General features: G+C 55.0%; 10 protein-coding genes. All 10 read right to left on the bottom strand.

Going from position 1 to position 16,683, the window contains the following annotated elements; genetic code table 11:
• Positions 1-114: 114 nt before the first annotated feature.
• The 10 genes from der to HVZ52_RS06050 all read right to left on the bottom strand — a co-directional run bounded on the left by der (position 115) and on the right by HVZ52_RS06050 (position 16,571).
• Positions 115-1,587, bottom strand: coding sequence for a ribosome biogenesis GTPase Der (der, locus tag HVZ52_RS06095; protein WP_016153996.1), 1,473 nt, complete (start codon positions 1,585-1,587; stop codon positions 115-117).
• A gap of 118 nt (positions 1,588-1,705) precedes the next feature.
• On the bottom strand, positions 1,706-2,884 hold the full coding sequence (gene bamB, locus HVZ52_RS06090) for an outer membrane protein assembly factor BamB (RefSeq protein WP_016153997.1): 1,179 nt from the start codon (positions 2,882-2,884) through the stop codon (positions 1,706-1,708).
• A 10-nt stretch (positions 2,885-2,894) separates the two neighbouring features.
• Positions 2,895-3,515: a YfgM family protein gene (locus HVZ52_RS06085; protein ID WP_016157128.1), complete on the bottom strand. Its 621-nt coding sequence runs from the start codon at positions 3,513-3,515 to the stop codon at positions 2,895-2,897.
• A gap of 13 nt (positions 3,516-3,528) precedes the next feature.
• Positions 3,529-4,803, bottom strand: coding sequence for a histidine--tRNA ligase (gene hisS, locus HVZ52_RS06080; RefSeq protein ID WP_019077380.1), 1,275 nt, complete (start codon positions 4,801-4,803; stop codon positions 3,529-3,531).
• A gap of 110 nt (positions 4,804-4,913) precedes the next feature.
• Complete coding sequence (gene ispG / locus HVZ52_RS06075) at positions 4,914-6,032, bottom strand: flavodoxin-dependent (E)-4-hydroxy-3-methylbut-2-enyl-diphosphate synthase (RefSeq protein WP_016154000.1); 1,119 nt, start codon at positions 6,030-6,032, stop codon at positions 4,914-4,916.
• A 26-nt stretch (positions 6,033-6,058) separates the two neighbouring features.
• Complete coding sequence (rodZ, locus tag HVZ52_RS06070) at positions 6,059-7,048, bottom strand: cytoskeleton protein RodZ (protein ID WP_181599001.1); 990 nt, start codon at positions 7,046-7,048, stop codon at positions 6,059-6,061.
• A gap of 284 nt (positions 7,049-7,332) precedes the next feature.
• Complete coding sequence (locus tag HVZ52_RS06065; RefSeq protein ID WP_016154002.1) at positions 7,333-8,499, bottom strand: bifunctional tRNA (adenosine(37)-C2)-methyltransferase TrmG/ribosomal RNA large subunit methyltransferase RlmN; 1,167 nt, start codon at positions 8,497-8,499, stop codon at positions 7,333-7,335.
• A 256-nt stretch (positions 8,500-8,755) separates the two neighbouring features.
• A complete protein-coding gene (gene ndk / locus HVZ52_RS06060; protein ID WP_181599000.1) occupies positions 8,756-9,187 on the bottom strand; it encodes a nucleoside-diphosphate kinase in 432 nt (143 codons plus the stop codon).
• A 136-nt stretch (positions 9,188-9,323) separates the two neighbouring features.
• Positions 9,324-11,636 (bottom strand): peptidoglycan glycosyltransferase PbpC, encoded by a 2,313-nt coding sequence (gene pbpC / locus HVZ52_RS06055; RefSeq protein ID WP_181598999.1) that lies wholly within the window; start codon positions 11,634-11,636, stop codon positions 9,324-9,326.
• Complete coding sequence (locus HVZ52_RS06050; RefSeq protein ID WP_181598998.1) at positions 11,637-16,571, bottom strand: alpha-2-macroglobulin; 4,935 nt, start codon at positions 16,569-16,571, stop codon at positions 11,637-11,639. It lies immediately after the preceding gene.
• Between the last annotated feature and the right edge of the window lie 112 nt (positions 16,572-16,683).

The raw sequence follows: 16,683 nt of genomic DNA, 5'->3' as shown, positions 1-16,683 counted from the left end.
ATTTAAACTTGGTAAAAAATGAATAGTGATTGACATCGCACGGGCTGAGGCTGGCGATGGAACTTCGAAAAAAAACCCGCGACAAGCACGGGTTTTTATCAGCATCAGCAACGGTTACTTGCTTTTTTTGATGTGTTTTATCAAACGCTTACGTTTACGCATCTGCGTCGGCGTCAGTGTATTGCGTTTGTTCGCAAACGGGTTTTCCCCTTCTTTGAACTGAATGCGGATCGGCGTCCCCATTACATCCAAAGACTTACGGAAATAGTTCATCAGATAGCGCTTGTAGGAATCCGGCAGGTCTTTGACCTGGTTGCCGTGAATCACCACGATTGGTGGGTTATAACCACCGGCGTGGGCATATTTCAGCTTCACACGACGACCACGCACCAGCGGCGGCTGATGATCTTCTGCCGCCATAGTCATAATACGCGTCAGCATCGCGGTGCTGACGCGACGGGTAGAGCTGTCATACGCTTCGCGGACCGATTCAAACAGATTACCCACGCCGCTGCCGTGCAGCGCAGAGATGAAGTGTACACGCGCAAAATCAATAAAGCCCAGACGGAAGTCCAAAGTCTCTTTGACCTGCTCTTTCACTTCCTGCGTCAGGCCATCCCACTTGTTGACCACAATTACAAGTGAACGCCCACTATTGAGGATAAAGCCCAGCAGCGACAGGTCCTGATCGGAAATACCTTCGCGCGCATCAATCACCAGCATCACCACGTTGGCATCTTCAATCGCCTGCAGCGTTTTGATAACTGAGAATTTTTCTACTGCTTCGGTAATTTTGCCGCGCTTACGCACGCCCGCGGTATCGATGAGAACATATTCGCGCTCATCGCGTTGCATCGGGATATAAATACTGTCACGCGTGGTCCCCGGCATGTCGTAAACCACTACGCGGTCTTCGCCGAGAATACGGTTAGTAAGCGTGGACTTACCTACGTTCGGGCGACCAACAATCGCCAGTTTGATCGGCAGATCCTGCGGGTTGAAGTCATCTTCAGGCTCTTCTTCGCCGTTCTCTTCGGCTTCCAGTTGCGCCCAATATTCTGCATCTTCATCCACCTCTTCCTGAGGAGCAACGTCATCCATCCACGGCAGCAGAACATGCTCCAGCAGGCTGAGAACGCCACGACCATGGGATGCCGCGATCGGATAAATTTCACCCAGACCCAGCGAGTAGAAATCGACGACCGCCTGATCAGGATCGAGTCCGTCAGTTTTGTTGGCTACCAGGAACGTCGGTTTCTGGCGCGAACGCAGATGTTTCGCAATGGCTTCATCCGCAGGCATCAGGCCAGCACGTGCATCTACCATGAACAGCACAACGTCCGCTTCTTCGATCGCCAACAGCGACTGTTCCGCCATGCGGGTTTCTACACCGTCTTCGGTGCCATCAATACCGCCGGTATCAATACAGATAAACTCGCGGCCTTCAATTTCCGCACGACCGTACTTACGGTCACGAGTCAGACCCGGGAAATCCGCAACCAGCGCATCTCGGGTGCGAGTTAGACGGTTAAATAACGTGGATTTGCCAACGTTAGGGCGCCCGACAAGCGCGACCACAGGTACCATGTTTAAAGCCTCATTTAATAAATCATCAGACAACGGGCACATTTTTTGCGCCGTTGTTAAAAACAGTAAAACGGCCCCTGCACCAGGAGCCGTTTTTCAAAGCGAGCGGCCGGGACGATTAACGCGTAATAGAGTACAGCGTACCGTCTTTCGCCTGGATCAGCAGTTTACCATCAGCAGAGACCGGCTCGGTCAGGAAACCAGAGCTGTCAACTTTCTGCTGGGCGACAAAGCGGCCATCGTCAACGTTAATCCAGTGCAGGTAGCCTTCGCTATCACCCACAACCAGATTGCCGTTATACAATACCGGGGACGTCAGCAGACGGTGCAGCAGATCGCTTTGCGTCCACAGCGTCACACCGCCGTCGGTGGTCAGCGCCAGTACACGGTCGTTCTGGTCTACCAGGTAGATACGGTTACCGTCGACGATGAAATCATTCACTGAGCCCAGTTCACGTTTCCACATGATCTGACCGCTGCGCAGATCCAGCGCCGTCAGGTTACCATTATAAGCCAGCGCGTAGACAACGCCATTGACGATAACCGGCGTGGTATCAACGTCGCTCAGACGATCGATTTCCGTTGGACCTGTCGCCTGAGAAATACGCTGCTGCCAAATCATCTGGCCCTGCTGCATCAGCACGGCGCTTACGCGGCCGTTATCACCGCCAACGATAGCTGCGCCAAAGGCGGTCGCTGGGGCAGATTCGCCGCGCAAAGACAGTGAAGGCATGTCGAGGTTAACGGTCCATTTGATAGCGCCATCAGCTTCGTTCAAGGCCTGCAACTGACCGTTACTGGTGTGGATTAATACCACGCCATCGCTCACAACAGGACGAGACAGCGCTTCACCGGCAACTTTCGTCTGCCATGCGGTGGTACCATCGCTGGTGTTCAGCGCATAAACCTGCGCTTTTTCGCTGCCAATGTAAACATGGCCACCGGACACGGTTACACCGCCAGAAAGCTGTGCAGATGCGCGGGAGAACCAGCCGTCTTTCTCACCCAGATTAACAGACCAGACTTCTTTGCCGTCGTCCGCATTCAACGCCTTAACGACGCCAGCGCGATCAGCTGCATAGACAACGTTATCCGCCAGCGCAGGATGAAGATTGGAATAGAAATCACCAATACCGTTACCTACAGAGGTGCTCCAGTCCGTAGACGGAGTAAACTGGTTTTCAACCACCGGTAATGGGGACATCTTAACGACATCTTCTTCGCCACTAAACAGTGAACAGCCGCTCAATAGGGTAACGGAAAGCAGCCCTGGCAGAAGTAATTTACGCAATTGCATCGGGTCCCTCTCAGATGGACAAATTATTGATTTTCATCTGCATCATTTCGCTCAGAGCAGGAGAGGCATCGCTTTTCACGCCCGCTTCCCATGCGCTACGCGCACCTTGTTTATCGCCTTTGCTCAGCAATGCTTCACCGCGCAGGTCGGCAACAATGGCCGTCCACCCTTCACCTTTAATGGTGTCGAGTGTTTTCAGCGCGGTATCAGCCTGTTTAAGCTGAACCTGAACACGAGCCAGACGCAGGTTAATCACCGCTTTGAGATTCTCATCGCTGGTCGCTGCTAAGCCTTGTTGCAGCTGGCTTGCGGCTTTCTCAAGTTCATTTTGGTCAACAAACTGCTGCGCCAGTTCCAGTGAAGCTAACGCGCCGTAGGTATTTTTGTTTTCTGCGGCAAATTTCTCTGCAGCAGGAAGACTATCCGGTTTACCCGCGCTAACCGCAGTCACCGTATTTTGATATGCCAGAGAAGCAGAGCGTGCGGACTCCGTCTGATGGCTGGTCCAGTAACGCCAGCCAACCAGCGCGCCAACCCCTAAAATGACCCCAACAGCCAGCGCTTTGCCGTTTTCAGCAAAGAAGCGTTTTACTGCATCAATCTGGTCGTTTTCGTTCTCGTAAATTTCCACGCTGTCCTTCTCCTTAGCCCAGTAGAGTGCGCAAATGCGCGGCAACGCTATCCTGCGCTACTGCCGTTTGCTCACCAGAGCGCAAATCCTTCACTACAACAGTACCGTCAGCCACTTCGGACTCGCCCAGTACCAGTGCAACGCGGGCGCCCCACTTGTCGGCGCGGGCGAACTGTTTCTTAAAGTTGCCGCCACCGTGGTTTGTCATCAGTTTCACACCAGGAACTTCATCGCGCAGACGTTCTGCAAGCCGCATTGCCGCCGACTGCGTATCCGCCCCCGAAGCGACCAGGTATATATCGACAACAGGATCTGCGTTAAATTCCGGATTAACTGCCTGAACCAACAAAACAAGTCGTTCCAGACCCATGGCAAAGCCTACGGCCGGCGTTGCGCGACCGCCAAGTTGCTCTACCAGACCGTCGTAACGCCCACCGGCACACACTGTACCCTGAGAGCCCAGGCTGCTGGTGACCCACTCAAATACGGTGCGGTTGTAATAATCAAGACCACGAACCAGACGCTGATTGACGGTGTAGGCAATACCTGCGGATTCCAGCAGTTTGCACAGGCCCGCAAAGTGCTCGCGAGAGTCGTCATCAAGATAGTCGCCCAGTGCAGGTGCGTCGTTGAGCAGCGCCTGTACTTCCGGGTTTTTGGAGTCGAGAACGCGCAGCGGGTTAGTGTACATACGGCGCTTGCAGTCTTCGTCCAGTTTCTCTTTGTGCTGTTCCAGGTAGGCGACCAGCGCATCACGGTAGTTAGCGCGGGCTTCAAGCGAACCAATTGAGTTCAGCTCAAGGCTGACATGTTGAGAAATACCCAGCGCGCGCCACCAGCGAGCGGTCAGCATAATCAGTTCAGCATCGATGTCCGGGCCTTGCAGGCCAAACACTTCGACACCCAACTGATGGAATTGACGATAGCGCCCTTTTTGCGGACGTTCGTGGCGGAACATCGGCCCGATATACCACAGACGCTGTTCCTGATTGTACAGGAGACCATGTTCGATGCCGGCGCGTACGCAGCCCGCAGTCCCTTCAGGACGCAACGTCAGGCTGTCGCCATTACGGTCCTCAAAGGTATACATCTCTTTTTCAACCACGTCGGTGACTTCACCGATCGCGCGTTTGAATAACGGGGTCTGCTCTACAATCGGCAAGCGGATTTCACTGTAACCGTAGCTGCCGAGCACGTTTTTGAGAGTGCCTTCAATGCGCTGCCAGATGGCGGTTTCGCCAGGCAGATAATCGTTCATGCCGCGAATGGCTTGAATGTTTTTTGCCACGTTTATTCTCTTTATGAATATAAAAATGAACCCTCAGCGCTAACCCGAACAATGCGGGCGCCATGCGGGTTCAATCATACACGGGAAGCACGCCGCTTCCCATCACGTTGTTATTTTTCAAGCTGCTGCACGTCAATACGACGCGCTTCGTCCAGGATACTCGCTTTGGCGCGAATGCGGGCTTCAAGCTGCGTAATCATATCGTCGTTATCGAGTCGATCCTTACGCACGCCGTCTTCATACAGACCGCTTTTCTTGTTACCGCCCGTCACGCCCAGCGTAGAAACCAGCGCTTCGCCAGGACCGTTCACCACGCAGCCGATGATCGAAACATCCATTGGCGTAATGATATCTTCCAGACGTTGTTCCAGCGCGTTCACCGTACCGATAACGTCGAACTCCTGACGCGAGCAGGTTGGGCAGGCGATAAAGTTGATCCCGCGCGCACGAATGCGCAGCGATTTCAGGATATCGAAGCCAACTTTGATCTCTTCCACCGGATCCGCTGCCAGAGAGACACGCAGCGTATCGCCGATCCCTTCGGACAACAGCAATCCTAAACCGATCGCTGATTTTACCGCCCCGCTGCGTGCGCCACCGGCTTCGGTGATCCCCAAATGCAGCGGTTGATCGATCTGTTTCGCCAGCAGGCGATAGGATTCTACGGCGAGGAAAACATCAGACGCTTTAACGCTGACTTTGAATTGATCGAAGTTCAGACGATCGAGGTGATCCACATGGCGCATAGCGGATTCCAGCAGCGCCTGCGGCGTCGGTTCACCGTATTTTTCCTGCAGATCTTTTTCCAGCGATCCGGCGTTGACGCCGATACGGATAGGAATATTTTTATCACGAGCGCAGTCCACTACCATGCGGATACGCTCTTCATTACCGATATTGCCTGGGTTGATACGCAGGCAATCGACGCCGTATTCCGCCACCTTCAGCGCGATACGATAGTCGAAGTGAATATCGGCAACCAGCGGGACATTAACCTGCTGTTTGATAAGCTTGAACGCTTCTGCGGCATCCATTGTCGGTACAGAGACACGAACAATATCTGCGCCGACGCGTTCCAGCGCTTTGATCTGATTAACCGTCGCTTCCACATCGGTGGTACGCGTATTGGTCATAGACTGTACGGCGATGGGCGCGCCATCGCCGATCGGCACGTTCCCAACGTAAATGCGTGTCGATTTTCTACGTTGAATTGGAGCCTGGTTATGCATTAAAAAATCTCCCGCATTGCCGTCTGTTACTGAGCCGGTGATTGTTCGGCATTAACGGTCAGACGCGCAACCTGGTTAGTTCTGATAAAACGACTCAGATCGACAGGTTTACCCTGGAACTGAATCTGCACTGCCGCCGGAGCGCCAATTTTCAGTTTGTACGGCGCCTGACCCGTCAGATTCAGATTGCCGTCCTTACGCTGCATACCACTGAACAGTTTTTTTCCGGTCGCATCGGTCACTTCCAGCCAGCAATCGGCGGTAAAGTTCATTACCAGTGCGTTAGGATCGGCGGCAGGGGTAGTGACACCCGCCTGGTCAGTCGGCAGCGGCGCCGCGGTAGGTGGCGCAGCAGTTGCGGTATCGACGTTAGCCTGAGAAGGTGCCACAACGGCATTCTGCTGCGCATCAGCGGCAGGTGCCGGGGTTGCAGCAACATCTGGCGTAGGCGTTGCGTCCGCCACCGCGCCATCGTCTGGAGCCGGGGTAGTACCCTGGCCCGCTGTGGCGCTGGTATCTAACGGTACGTTCTGCGCACCATCTTTACCGGCATTCAGCTCAGCGGAGGATTGATCGGCCATGGTGGTGATCTCTTCCTGCTGCGCTTTATGGTTCTGCCACCACCAGGCTCCCGTCAGTCCGACAACGACAAACAGCACCAGCCAGGTAAAGGTCATTAACCAGCCGTCGCGTTTTTTACGACGCTTACCGAGCGAGAAGCTCTGCATCGGTGCGACTTTGGCTGGGCGAATCGGAGCCTGTTTTTCCAGCCCTGGCAACAGTTCTTCTTCAGGAATATGCACCAGACGCGCATAAGAACGGATATACCCGCGCAGGAATGTTGAAGCGAGATCGGCTGGTGCCTTATCTTCTTCAATATCACGTACCGTGGAGACCTTCAGGCAAAGTCGCTCCGCGACTGCCTGCTGGCTGAATCCGAGTTGTTCACGGGCATTGCGCAGACGAACGCCGGTGGATAGTGCTTCATTTTTGTCGTGCGTGGCTTCAGTATTCATTCGCTACAGCTGCGTAAATTTGGGTTCTGATGCCGGCGAGCCACAATGCTCACCCACACCGCGAAACATCTGGTCAGTTAACCTTCGTCAGACAGTATAAAACGGTCAGACTATCAAAGACAAAACAACGTAAACCTGAGGGCTAAAGGCTTGTTGCGCCGTTACATACTGCCTTAAAGTCGACAAAAACGCACCGTTATTATTGACCTGACAACAACAACAAAGAACCTCATTTGGCTTACGTTGCACTACGGTACATGAATTATACCGTAGTGCACCCAACATCAAACGGTCTTGATATCGATAGCGTCGCCCTGCATACGCTTACGCAGAGTACGCTTGGTACGGTCGATAACATCACCCGCCAGTTGACCGCAGGCTGCATCGATGTCATCGCCACGTGTTTTACGCACGATGGTAGTGAAACCATAGCTCATCAACACTTTGGAGAAACGATCGATACGGCTGTTAGAGCTACGGCCATATGGCGCGCCTGGGAACGGGTTCCACGGGATCAGGTTAATCTTACACGGCGTATCTTTCAGCAACTCTGCCAACTGATGCGCGTGTTCAGTACCATCATTGATGTGATCTAACATCACATACTCAATGGTCACTCGACCCTGGTTAGCGTTGGACTTCTCCAGATAACGACGAACTGCGCCAAGGAATGTTTCGATATTGTACTTTTTGTTGATAGGTACAATTTCGTCACGAATTTCATCGTTCGGCGCATGCAGAGAAATCGCCAGCGCGACATCAATCATATCGCCCAGCTTATCCAGCGCAGGGACAACGCCTGAGGTGGAGAGCGTGACGCGACGCTTGGACAGCCCAAAACCGAAGTCATCCAGCATGATTTCCATCGCTGGCACCACGTTGGTCAGGTTGAGCAGCGGCTCACCCATCCCCATCATCACTACGTTAGTGATAGGACGCACGCCGGTAGCTTTCACCGCACCGACGATTTTCGCCGCACGCCAGACCTGACCAATGATTTCCGACACCCGCAGGTTACGGTTAAAGCCCTGTTGCGCCGTAGAGCAGAATTTACACTCTAATGCACAACCGACCTGTGAAGAAACACACAGGGTCGCGCGATCGTCTTCCGGGATATACACGGTTTCTACGCGCTGATCGCCAACCGCGATGGCCCATTTGATCGTACCGTCAGAAGAACGCTGCTCTTCCACCACTTCCGGGGCGCGAATTTCAGCCACTTCTTTCAGCTTGTTACGCAGCACCTTATTGATGTCAGTCATGTCATCAAAGTTGTCGCTGCAATAGTGGTACATCCACTTCATGACCTGATCGGCACGAAACGGTTTTTCACCCATATCTTTGAAGAATTCGCGCATTTGCTGACGGTTCAGATCCAGCAGGTTGATTTTTCCATTTTTATTTGGAACCGCAGGAATGACGACTTCAGAGGTGTTAACTAATTCAGACATAATTTTTTCCGGCCTCGTTGTTACACGTTGTGGCCCGTGGAGGGTTAAAAAGAAACGCCCCGGCAAGCGTTCTGCTCTTCCGGGGCGTTGCATTGTACAAAGTCTGGCGCAGGGATGCCACGTTTGCACGAAGCATTAGCGAAAATAATATGTAAATCGCTAATTCCTCTCCAAAGGATTTCGCATCGCAGGAAAGCGGCACGTTCGAGCCTCCCCGAAAGCATAGAAAACTATGCGATGTGAAAGACTCAGGAGATTAGCGCGTGCGCGGGCAAACCTCGCCTTCACCGAAGAAATAGGCGATTTCACGCGCGGCAGATTCAACGGAGTCGGAACCGTGAGTACCGTTCTCAGTGAAGCTGTCAGCGTAGTCTGCACGCAGAGTACCCGCCAGCGCATTCGCCGGGTTGGTTGCACCCAGCAGATCACGGTGACGCTGTACGGCATTTTCGCTTTCCAGAACAGAAACAACGATCGGACCGGAGGTCATGAATTCAACCAGACCGTCAAAGAACAGCTTACCATCATGCTCAGCATAGAAGCCACGCGCCTGCTCAACGGTCAGGTGCAGCATTTTAGTACCGACAATTTTGAACCCTGCTGCTTCAAAGCGCGCAAAGATGCTCCCAATAACGTTTTTTGCCACCGCGTTTGGTTTGATGATGGAAAAAGTACGTTCAATAGCCATGATTACCTCTGAAAAAGATGTTTTGTTGTTGTTTACCTGGCGCGGATTATAAAGAGCATCCCGGCAATTGACTATTGACGAAGATAACATTTCTTTAAAATAAGATGAATTTTAGCAACAAAAGTCACCTGGTGGTCTACTGCAACGAAAATCTCACCGTCGCCACCTGTCCGGCGTCATCCATCACCAGCAGTTGATAATCCCCTTTGGTCGCCAGCCGTAGCGTAAGACGGCGTCCGCGTTCATCCAGCCGTTCACCGTTAAGAAACCACCAGCGATCGCCAGTCCCACCGCTGGTTTGTACCGGCAATGAGGCCAGCGCAGAGCCGGGTAAACGCTTCACGATCGCGCCATCACGAACCCCTGTCAACTGCAACGGCAGCGAAGCATCCTGCCCCAGCGGCGGACACGTGGCAGAAACCGGCGGTAATCTCGCCCCACGGCGCTCTGACTCCGGCAACCATGGCTCCAGCGGTAAAGGCCAGACGATTAACGTTTGTTCGCGCGCCTGCGGGCAATCCGCCGCCACACGTTTGCCTTCATCATCCAGCCAGACGGGGAAACGAATGCCACTCACACCCTCCTGTTCGGGCAATAACAACGTGGGCGGCTGGCTGCCCTCCAGCAGCCAGGTTGCCAGACGGCGTCGACAGTTGCTGTCTCCCGGAGCAAGTGACTGCCCGCCCGGCCAGCACACTACGCCGCGGCTAACAGATTCAGGGCGCGGATCCTCCGGCTGATTTGTCCCGCGAGAGAGCAAAAGATTGTTGACCTGATTGAGCAGCGGCACGGCGCTGGCAAAACCAAACTGGCCCACCACCGGCGTACCGTCGGGTCTGCCGGTCCAGATCCCCATCACATAACGGGCGTTAACGCCAATCGCCCACGCATCGCGATAGCCATAACTGGTACCCGTTTTCCACGCCAGCGGAACCACTCTGCTCAGCGCGTTATCCGGCAGCGGTTGCGCTTCGTCAGCCATAATGCGGCGAATAATCCACGCCGCGCCTACCGACATCAACGGACGCTCCAGCAGTGGATCGTCTGGCTGCAGGCGCAGTTTTCCCGCTTTTCCCTGACGGGCAAAGGCACTGTACGCCGCCGCCATGTCTTCCAGTCTGGCCCCTGCCCCGCCCAAAATCAGCGACAGATTCGGTGCGGCACCTGCGGGCAGATACAGCGGTAAGCCAACGTTACGTAACGATGCGGCAAAACGCTTCGGGCCATAGGCTTCAAGTACCTGCACGGCGGGTAAATTTAGCGAGCGCACCAGCGCTTCGCTCATACTCACCGGACCATGAAAACCACTGTCAAAATTCCCTGGTCGATAATCTCCGGTTCGACGCGGCACATCCTGCAACAATGAAGCAGGATGAATTAATCCGTCATCCAGCGCCAGACCATAGATAAACGGCTTCAGCACCGAGCCCGGCGAGCGGATCGCATTCACCATATCCACATGGCCAAAGCGGGAGTCGTCATTCATATCTACCGACCCCACCCAGCCACGCACGCTCATATCAGTGTGATCGACCACAATCATCGCCAGCGAACTGCGCGCAGGTAAGCGGCCCTTCCAGTTTTGCGCCAGCTCTTCCAGTTGGCGCTGCAATCCGGCGTCAAGGGTGGTCACGATTTTATCGCTCCGGCTTTTTCCCAGCATCATGCGCGAGAATAACGGCGCTAGCTGCGGCATTTGTCTGGGCGCCAGCCAGACCGGTTCTTCACGTGACTCCTGCACCTGTCTGGCAGGCCAAACGCCCTGCGTAGCCATGCGCTCAAGCACTTTATTGCGCGCCGCTTCAGCGCGATCCGGCCAGCGGTCCGGGCGCAGACGGCTCGGTGCCTGCGGCAACACGGCCAGCAGCGCGGCATCGGAATAACTCAACTGTGCGGGAGATTTACCAAGGTAGGCCCAGCTCGCCGCCCCCACGCCCTGCAGCGTGCCGCCAAACGGCGCACGGTTAAGATATAGCGTCAGGATGTCGCGCTTAGAAAGATGCCATTCCAGCTGCAATGCGCGCCAGAGCTGGCGGAACTTGCCGCCGAAAGTTCGCGGGTGGGGATCGAGCAATCGTGCGACCTGCATGGTGAGCGTACTGCCGCCTGAAACGACGCGACCTGAGGAGAGGTCCTGCCATGCCGCGCGCAGCACTGAAAACGGATTGACGCCGGGATGTTTCCAGAACCAGCGGTCTTCGTAGTTGATTAACGCCTCAAGGTAACGGGGGGACACCTCATCAATAGTCACCGGATAACGCCAGATACCGTCCGCGTCGGCGAAGCGCCATAGCGGCGTACCATCGTAAGCCACCACGACACGTGCCGGATCGACTTCGTGAAGCGGCAGCGGCCAGATTTTATCTGCCGCCCAAACCCACGCTACCAGCAATAGCGCAACGGCTGCCAGCCAGAGCCAGCAGCCGCGTTTCCCCAACCCGCGCATCATTTACGGTCTGACAATCAAAAGCCCCTCTGTCGCACCGGTCGCGCGCCACTGCGGAACATACATTGACTCCACCTGCGGCACAGGAACCTGATAGGTCCCCGGCGTTACCGCCCGCGCCAGATAGACCAGCGTCACCGGCTGTCCTTCGTTGACCGCTACCGCGGCGACAAAGCGATCGTCACGGAACTCAACGTGCTGGATATCCGCCTGCTGCATCTGATTGAGCAAATTCGCTACCTCGCTGCCGCTGTCCTGCAGACTGGCGCTGCCGTTGGCCAGATTCTGGTTTTCCAGCTCCAGGCCGGCTGGCAGTAAGTCAACCACCAGCGCATCCGGCACGTTCTGGCTGGCTTTCACCTCCAGCCAGACCAGTACCAGCTCGCCGCTGCGCAGAGAATCCAGCGCTTTGCTGTTCCCGTCGAGCCCCAGGATCTGACGCTCAATGTGCAGGACGTTGCTGGCAGGCGTCGGCGAGGTTTGCGGGTAACCACTCACATCCAGACGCAGCCACAGCGGCAGATTACCGGTATTGGTGGCGTTCAGCGTAGACAGCGCGTCAGCATCCAGATTACGCGTTTGTGATTTCTCCCCGGCTAACGGCTGTTCTGAGAGTGACGTTTGCGCCTGCCACGAGCCAGGCAAGTCCTGTAACGTACGCGCGGCAAGGAACAGCGCATTGTTTTCCTGAGTAGAGAGCCAGCGCTGCCCAAAGGCCTGTTCTGACAAGGTGTTCAGCAGCGTATTCTGCACGTCAGGTTTAAGCTTGTTCTCTTCCAACAATGCCAGCATCAGCGCGTTGTCACGTAGCTGACTGCCGTAATCCGCCATCCACTGCTGCGCATCGCGACGTGGCGTATTCAGCGCCAGCGTCAACGCTTGTTCACTGCGGTTGGCGTCGCCCATGTTTTTCAGCGCTATCCCCAGTTGCAACAGCGGTAAACCGGAAGCCGCCTGTGCACGACGCTCCCAGATCTCACGCAGCGCGCCAAGCGGGGCTTTCTGCTGACGAGCCAGCACCAGCGCGGCGTAGGCCTGTACGGCAAACCGGCTTGCTGATGCGTCGTCGGTATAGCGAATCGACATCATGCCCGGATCCTGCAAATAGCGCAGCAGCCGCTCGTTACCCCGGTTAATCACCTCTGCCGGGACGCTATAGCCCTGTTCATTCGCGCGAACGAGGAAATCCATCACATACGCGGTCAGCCAGTACTCTTCCGACCCGTTCTTATCCCACAGCGCAAAACCGCCGTTATCACGCTGCATTTGCAGTAAACGAGAGATGCCAATCTCTACTGCCGCACGGCGTTTTTCATCGCTGTCGCCCGCGATACCTAACGCCTTCAACTGCGCGGCATTGGTGTATAAGGATGGGAACAACCCGCTCGCCGTTTGCTCGAGGCAACCGTAAGGGTAAGCTTTCAGTTCACGGATATAGCGCGCCAGATTCAGCGGTGGCTTACCGCTGAACAGCAGTTGTCCCTGCATCGTCACAGGAGAGAAATTCGTCAGTTCTTCGCCCGGAAGCTGCCAGGTTGCGCCCGGCTGAAGTGCGACGCCGTAATTAACAGTTTGCGCCGGGAACGCCGGTCGCACGCCAATTTTCCACTGTTTATGCTGAACAGGCAGCGTTTCACCCGGTAGATTCAGACCGCTAATTTGCGCCTGAATTTCGCCATCGCCAAAGCCCTCCCGCGCACGCACCGGAATAAACAGCGTAGTCCGTACGCCTGGAGCCAGATTCACCGGGGCGGGATCTTGCCCCATCAACTCCAGTAAACCGCTGGCCGCGAGATTAATAATCAGCGTTTGCGGTTTGTCAGTCAGGTTGGTCACGTCCAGCGTCAGGCGCGAGGTATCGCCCCCCGCCAGAAAGCGCGGCATGTTCAGTTCAGTAATTACCGGCGCGGCGACAATCACTTTGCTTTCGCTACTGCCAAAGTCATCCGCCGTCCAGGCTTGCGCCATTACCCGCAGCTCGCCGTTGAAATCACCAATTGGTAACGTCACCGTACCTTCGCCCTGCTCGTTAAGCGTCACTGGCAGCGCCTGTTGCGCCACGATATTGACGTGATTAACCGGTGGCTTGCCGCCGCGTTTTAACTCATCGCCATCACCACCAAAGCGCAGCGCCGCCAGACGTCCTTGCCCTTCGATCACCTGGCCGTAAATATCATAAATATCCGCGCCATAGCGTTTTTGCCCGAAAAACGCCTGCCACGGATCCGGCGTGGCGTAATCGGTAATGTTCAACACCCCGCTGTCAACGGCTGAGACCAGCACGTTAACCTGTTTTGGCACGTCGCCATTTTTAACGCTGGCTTTAATCTTGACGGTCAACGGCTGATTTGGACGCATTTTCGCCGGGCTTTCCAGCGCCAGCGCCAGACGACGGTTTTCATCGCCTAACGGCAAATGCAGTAAGCCGACTGCCCGTTTTGGCGTTGCCGAACGAGACTTGTCGCCAGGACGAACCACCAGCGCGCTGAGATACAAGTCATGGCGATTCCAGGTTTTATCGACCGGGATGGAGATATCAAGACCATCCGTCGGTACGTCTATCTCTTGCCACCACAGCGGGCCTTCGCTGGACTCCACCATCGCGTAACCTTTGCCAGCCGCGGGTGCGGCAATGTGTAGCTTCATGGTATCGCCGGGACGATAGCCGGGTTTATCCAGTTTCAGGGTCACGCGATCGGGACGCACTGCCCCGCTGCCGTCGCTGTTATCCTGCCAGCTATAACCAGCCCAGAAGCGCACGCTGCTCACCGCATCATTCGGAGCTTTCACTTCCAGGCGATAGGCACCCCACTCGACCGGGAAGCTGACTTTACCGGTCTCATCGGCCTTCAGATCCAGGGTCTGCTCACCCTCAACCAGATCTTTTTGATCGAACTGCGATTGCCAGCCCTCACCTTCAGACCAGTTCCAGTAATAATCACGGCGTTCACGGATCAAACGCACCTGTAAACCGGACACCGCTTTTTTCTCGCCTTGCGCATCGGCATACACAATATCAAAAGCGGCATTGCTGTTTTCATCTACGCCAGGCTGATTGACGGTAGTATCGGTGCGGTAGTCATATACGGCTCTCGCCGCAAACTGCGGACGAATACCTGGCAGCGTATCCGCAGGCCAGATGGCTTGTTCAACCCGACGCGTCACCGGACGGCCACCCGACTCCAGCAGGCTGGCTTGCAGAATCACCTGTAACGGAGAATGCGTCTCCTGCCATTGGCTGTTGGTAGTCACTTCGCCGCGACCGTGGTCATCCAGCGTCAACTGAACCTCATCGAGGCTGCGAGAAAGATTTTCTTCGGCAATATTACCAAACTGGAACCCCGGTAATGCCTGCACCGCTTCCCGCAACGGGCGCAGGAAAAGCTGCCCTTGCAGAGCATTGCCGTTGGCGGGCGCGCCGTACAGGTAGTAGCCCACCACCGAAAACTTCACTCCATCAGTTGGAGCCAGCGGCATCTTATTGGCGGTGAGATTGAGCGCCATCCGCTCAGGCATGAAATCTTCGACGTGGAAATCCCACATCCGCGACTGGTTGTCGCCAGTATTGGCACGAATATGCCACATGCCGGTTGGCGCGCTGCTGTCCAGCGGCCAGCTAAAGCGATACAGACCGTTTTCCGGCTGGCTCACTACCGAGCGTAACACCTGTCCGTCGGGCTTAACGACCTCCAGCTTCACCGGCTGGTCAGGCAGCGTTTTGCCGTCGCTATCTCGCAGTAATCCGTTGAGGATCACCGTTTCGCCAGGGCGATAGAGGTCACGGGGGCCAAACATAAAGAACTGCTTGCTGTATCCCGGCGCGCCGGCAATATCAAATTCAGCCAGATCCAACGCCGGGAGCTTCAGGTCCAGCAGCGTGGTTTGCCCGTCTTTACGGGCCAGCAATAAGGCCGCGTCTTTATCGGTTTCCAGCTTGACGTGACCCTGCGCGTCACTGGTCGCCTGCGCCAGCGTCTGCCCTTTTTCGTTGAGTAACGTGACCTCAATACCCTGCTGCGCAGCGCCGTTTTCCAGACTCTGTGTAAAGACATCCAGTTGATTGTGGTAACGGTGCGCAGAGACACCAATGTCACTGAGCGTAAACAGCGTAGCAGCATTGCTGTAGTTATAGTGTCCGGCCTGATTCATCACCGCAATGTAAACGCCTGCTTGCTGCAACGGCTTGATATCGCTCAGTGGCAGTAGCAGCTTCTCTCGGGTGTTACGCTCAGGTTTAAGGTCAAAGCGTCCGGTATAAACCAGCTCCGCCATTTTCAGCAGATTGTCTGACTCCCAGTTTGACAACGAATTACGGTATTCCCACTGGCTGACAAACGCACCGAGCGATTCAGGCTTCACGCGAAAGAAGTTTACATCCACGCTATCAACATTAAGGGCCATCACCGGTAACCCTTCAATCACTTTTCCCGGCAGCAGCGAGCCGCGACTAGCGAACCCTACGCTTGGCTGGACGTCGCGGGTGGTAATATTTTTTTCATAATCGATAGCGAACGTCGCTTTATTCAGCGCCAGCAAATCACGCTCAATGGTAACCACCAGTTCCCGGTTAGGTTCGAGATGGCGTAAGCGTAGCTCTTTTAGATTTGGCGCCAGCTCCCAGGCACCATCCACTTTGCCGCTTTTTTTATCAACAACGTGCACTACGCGAGAAAAATCTTGTTCCGGATCGAGGGGAATGGAAAAGGTTAAAACGAGCGTTGCCGCGCCATCGAGCTGGACCTCGGAGGCATCAAGCAGCGTCAGCGACTTGCCCTGGCTTTGCTGAATCAGCTTTTGTAATTGGGCCTTATCTTTTGCTGGCGCAGTCTGCGGTGCAGGCGCATCAGGCTTCGCAGCCGTCGGTGATTTTTCGTTATTATTATCGCACCCAACCAGTGCCAGCATCAGCATACAGGCCGCTACGCGTAAATGTTTCATTTTTCATCCCTGGCCGTAGTGGCCCGTTAGCTACGTAGAACAACTATTATGCGTCAGATTTTCGGCTATGGAAGCCAGTAACTGTTCTACGTTGTCCTATTTTTTCGTGATT

The sequence above is a fragment of the Citrobacter sp. RHB36-C18 genome (genome assembly GCF_013814485.1).
In the GTDB taxonomy this organism is placed as follows: domain Bacteria; phylum Pseudomonadota; class Gammaproteobacteria; order Enterobacterales; family Enterobacteriaceae; genus Citrobacter; species Citrobacter braakii.
The sequence above is the reverse complement of the archived record's forward strand: the minus strand, read 5'-3'. Positions and strand labels throughout refer to the sequence as shown.

Coding starts and splice junctions, on each gene's coding strand:
- der (WP_016153996.1), bottom strand. CDS start 1,587: ATGGTACCTGTGGTCGCGCTTGTCGGGCGCCCTAACGTTGGCAAATCC.
- bamB (WP_016153997.1), bottom strand. CDS start 2,884: ATGCAATTGCGTAAATTACTTCTGCCAGGGCTGCTTTCCGTTACCCTA.
- ispG (WP_016154000.1), bottom strand. CDS start 6,032: ATGCATAACCAGGCTCCAATTCAACGTAGAAAATCGACACGCATTTAC.
- rodZ (WP_181599001.1), bottom strand. CDS start 7,048: ATGAATACTGAAGCCACGCACGACAAAAATGAAGCACTATCCACCGGC.
- HVZ52_RS06065 (WP_016154002.1), bottom strand. CDS start 8,499: ATGTCTGAATTAGTTAACACCTCTGAAGTCGTCATTCCTGCGGTTCCA.
- ndk (WP_181599000.1), bottom strand. CDS start 9,187: ATGGCTATTGAACGTACTTTTTCCATCATCAAACCAAACGCGGTGGCA.
- pbpC (WP_181598999.1), bottom strand. CDS start 11,636: ATGATGCGCGGGTTGGGGAAACGCGGCTGCTGGCTCTGGCTGGCAGCC.
- HVZ52_RS06050 (WP_181598998.1), bottom strand. CDS start 16,571: ATGAAACATTTACGCGTAGCGGCCTGTATGCTGATGCTGGCACTGGTT.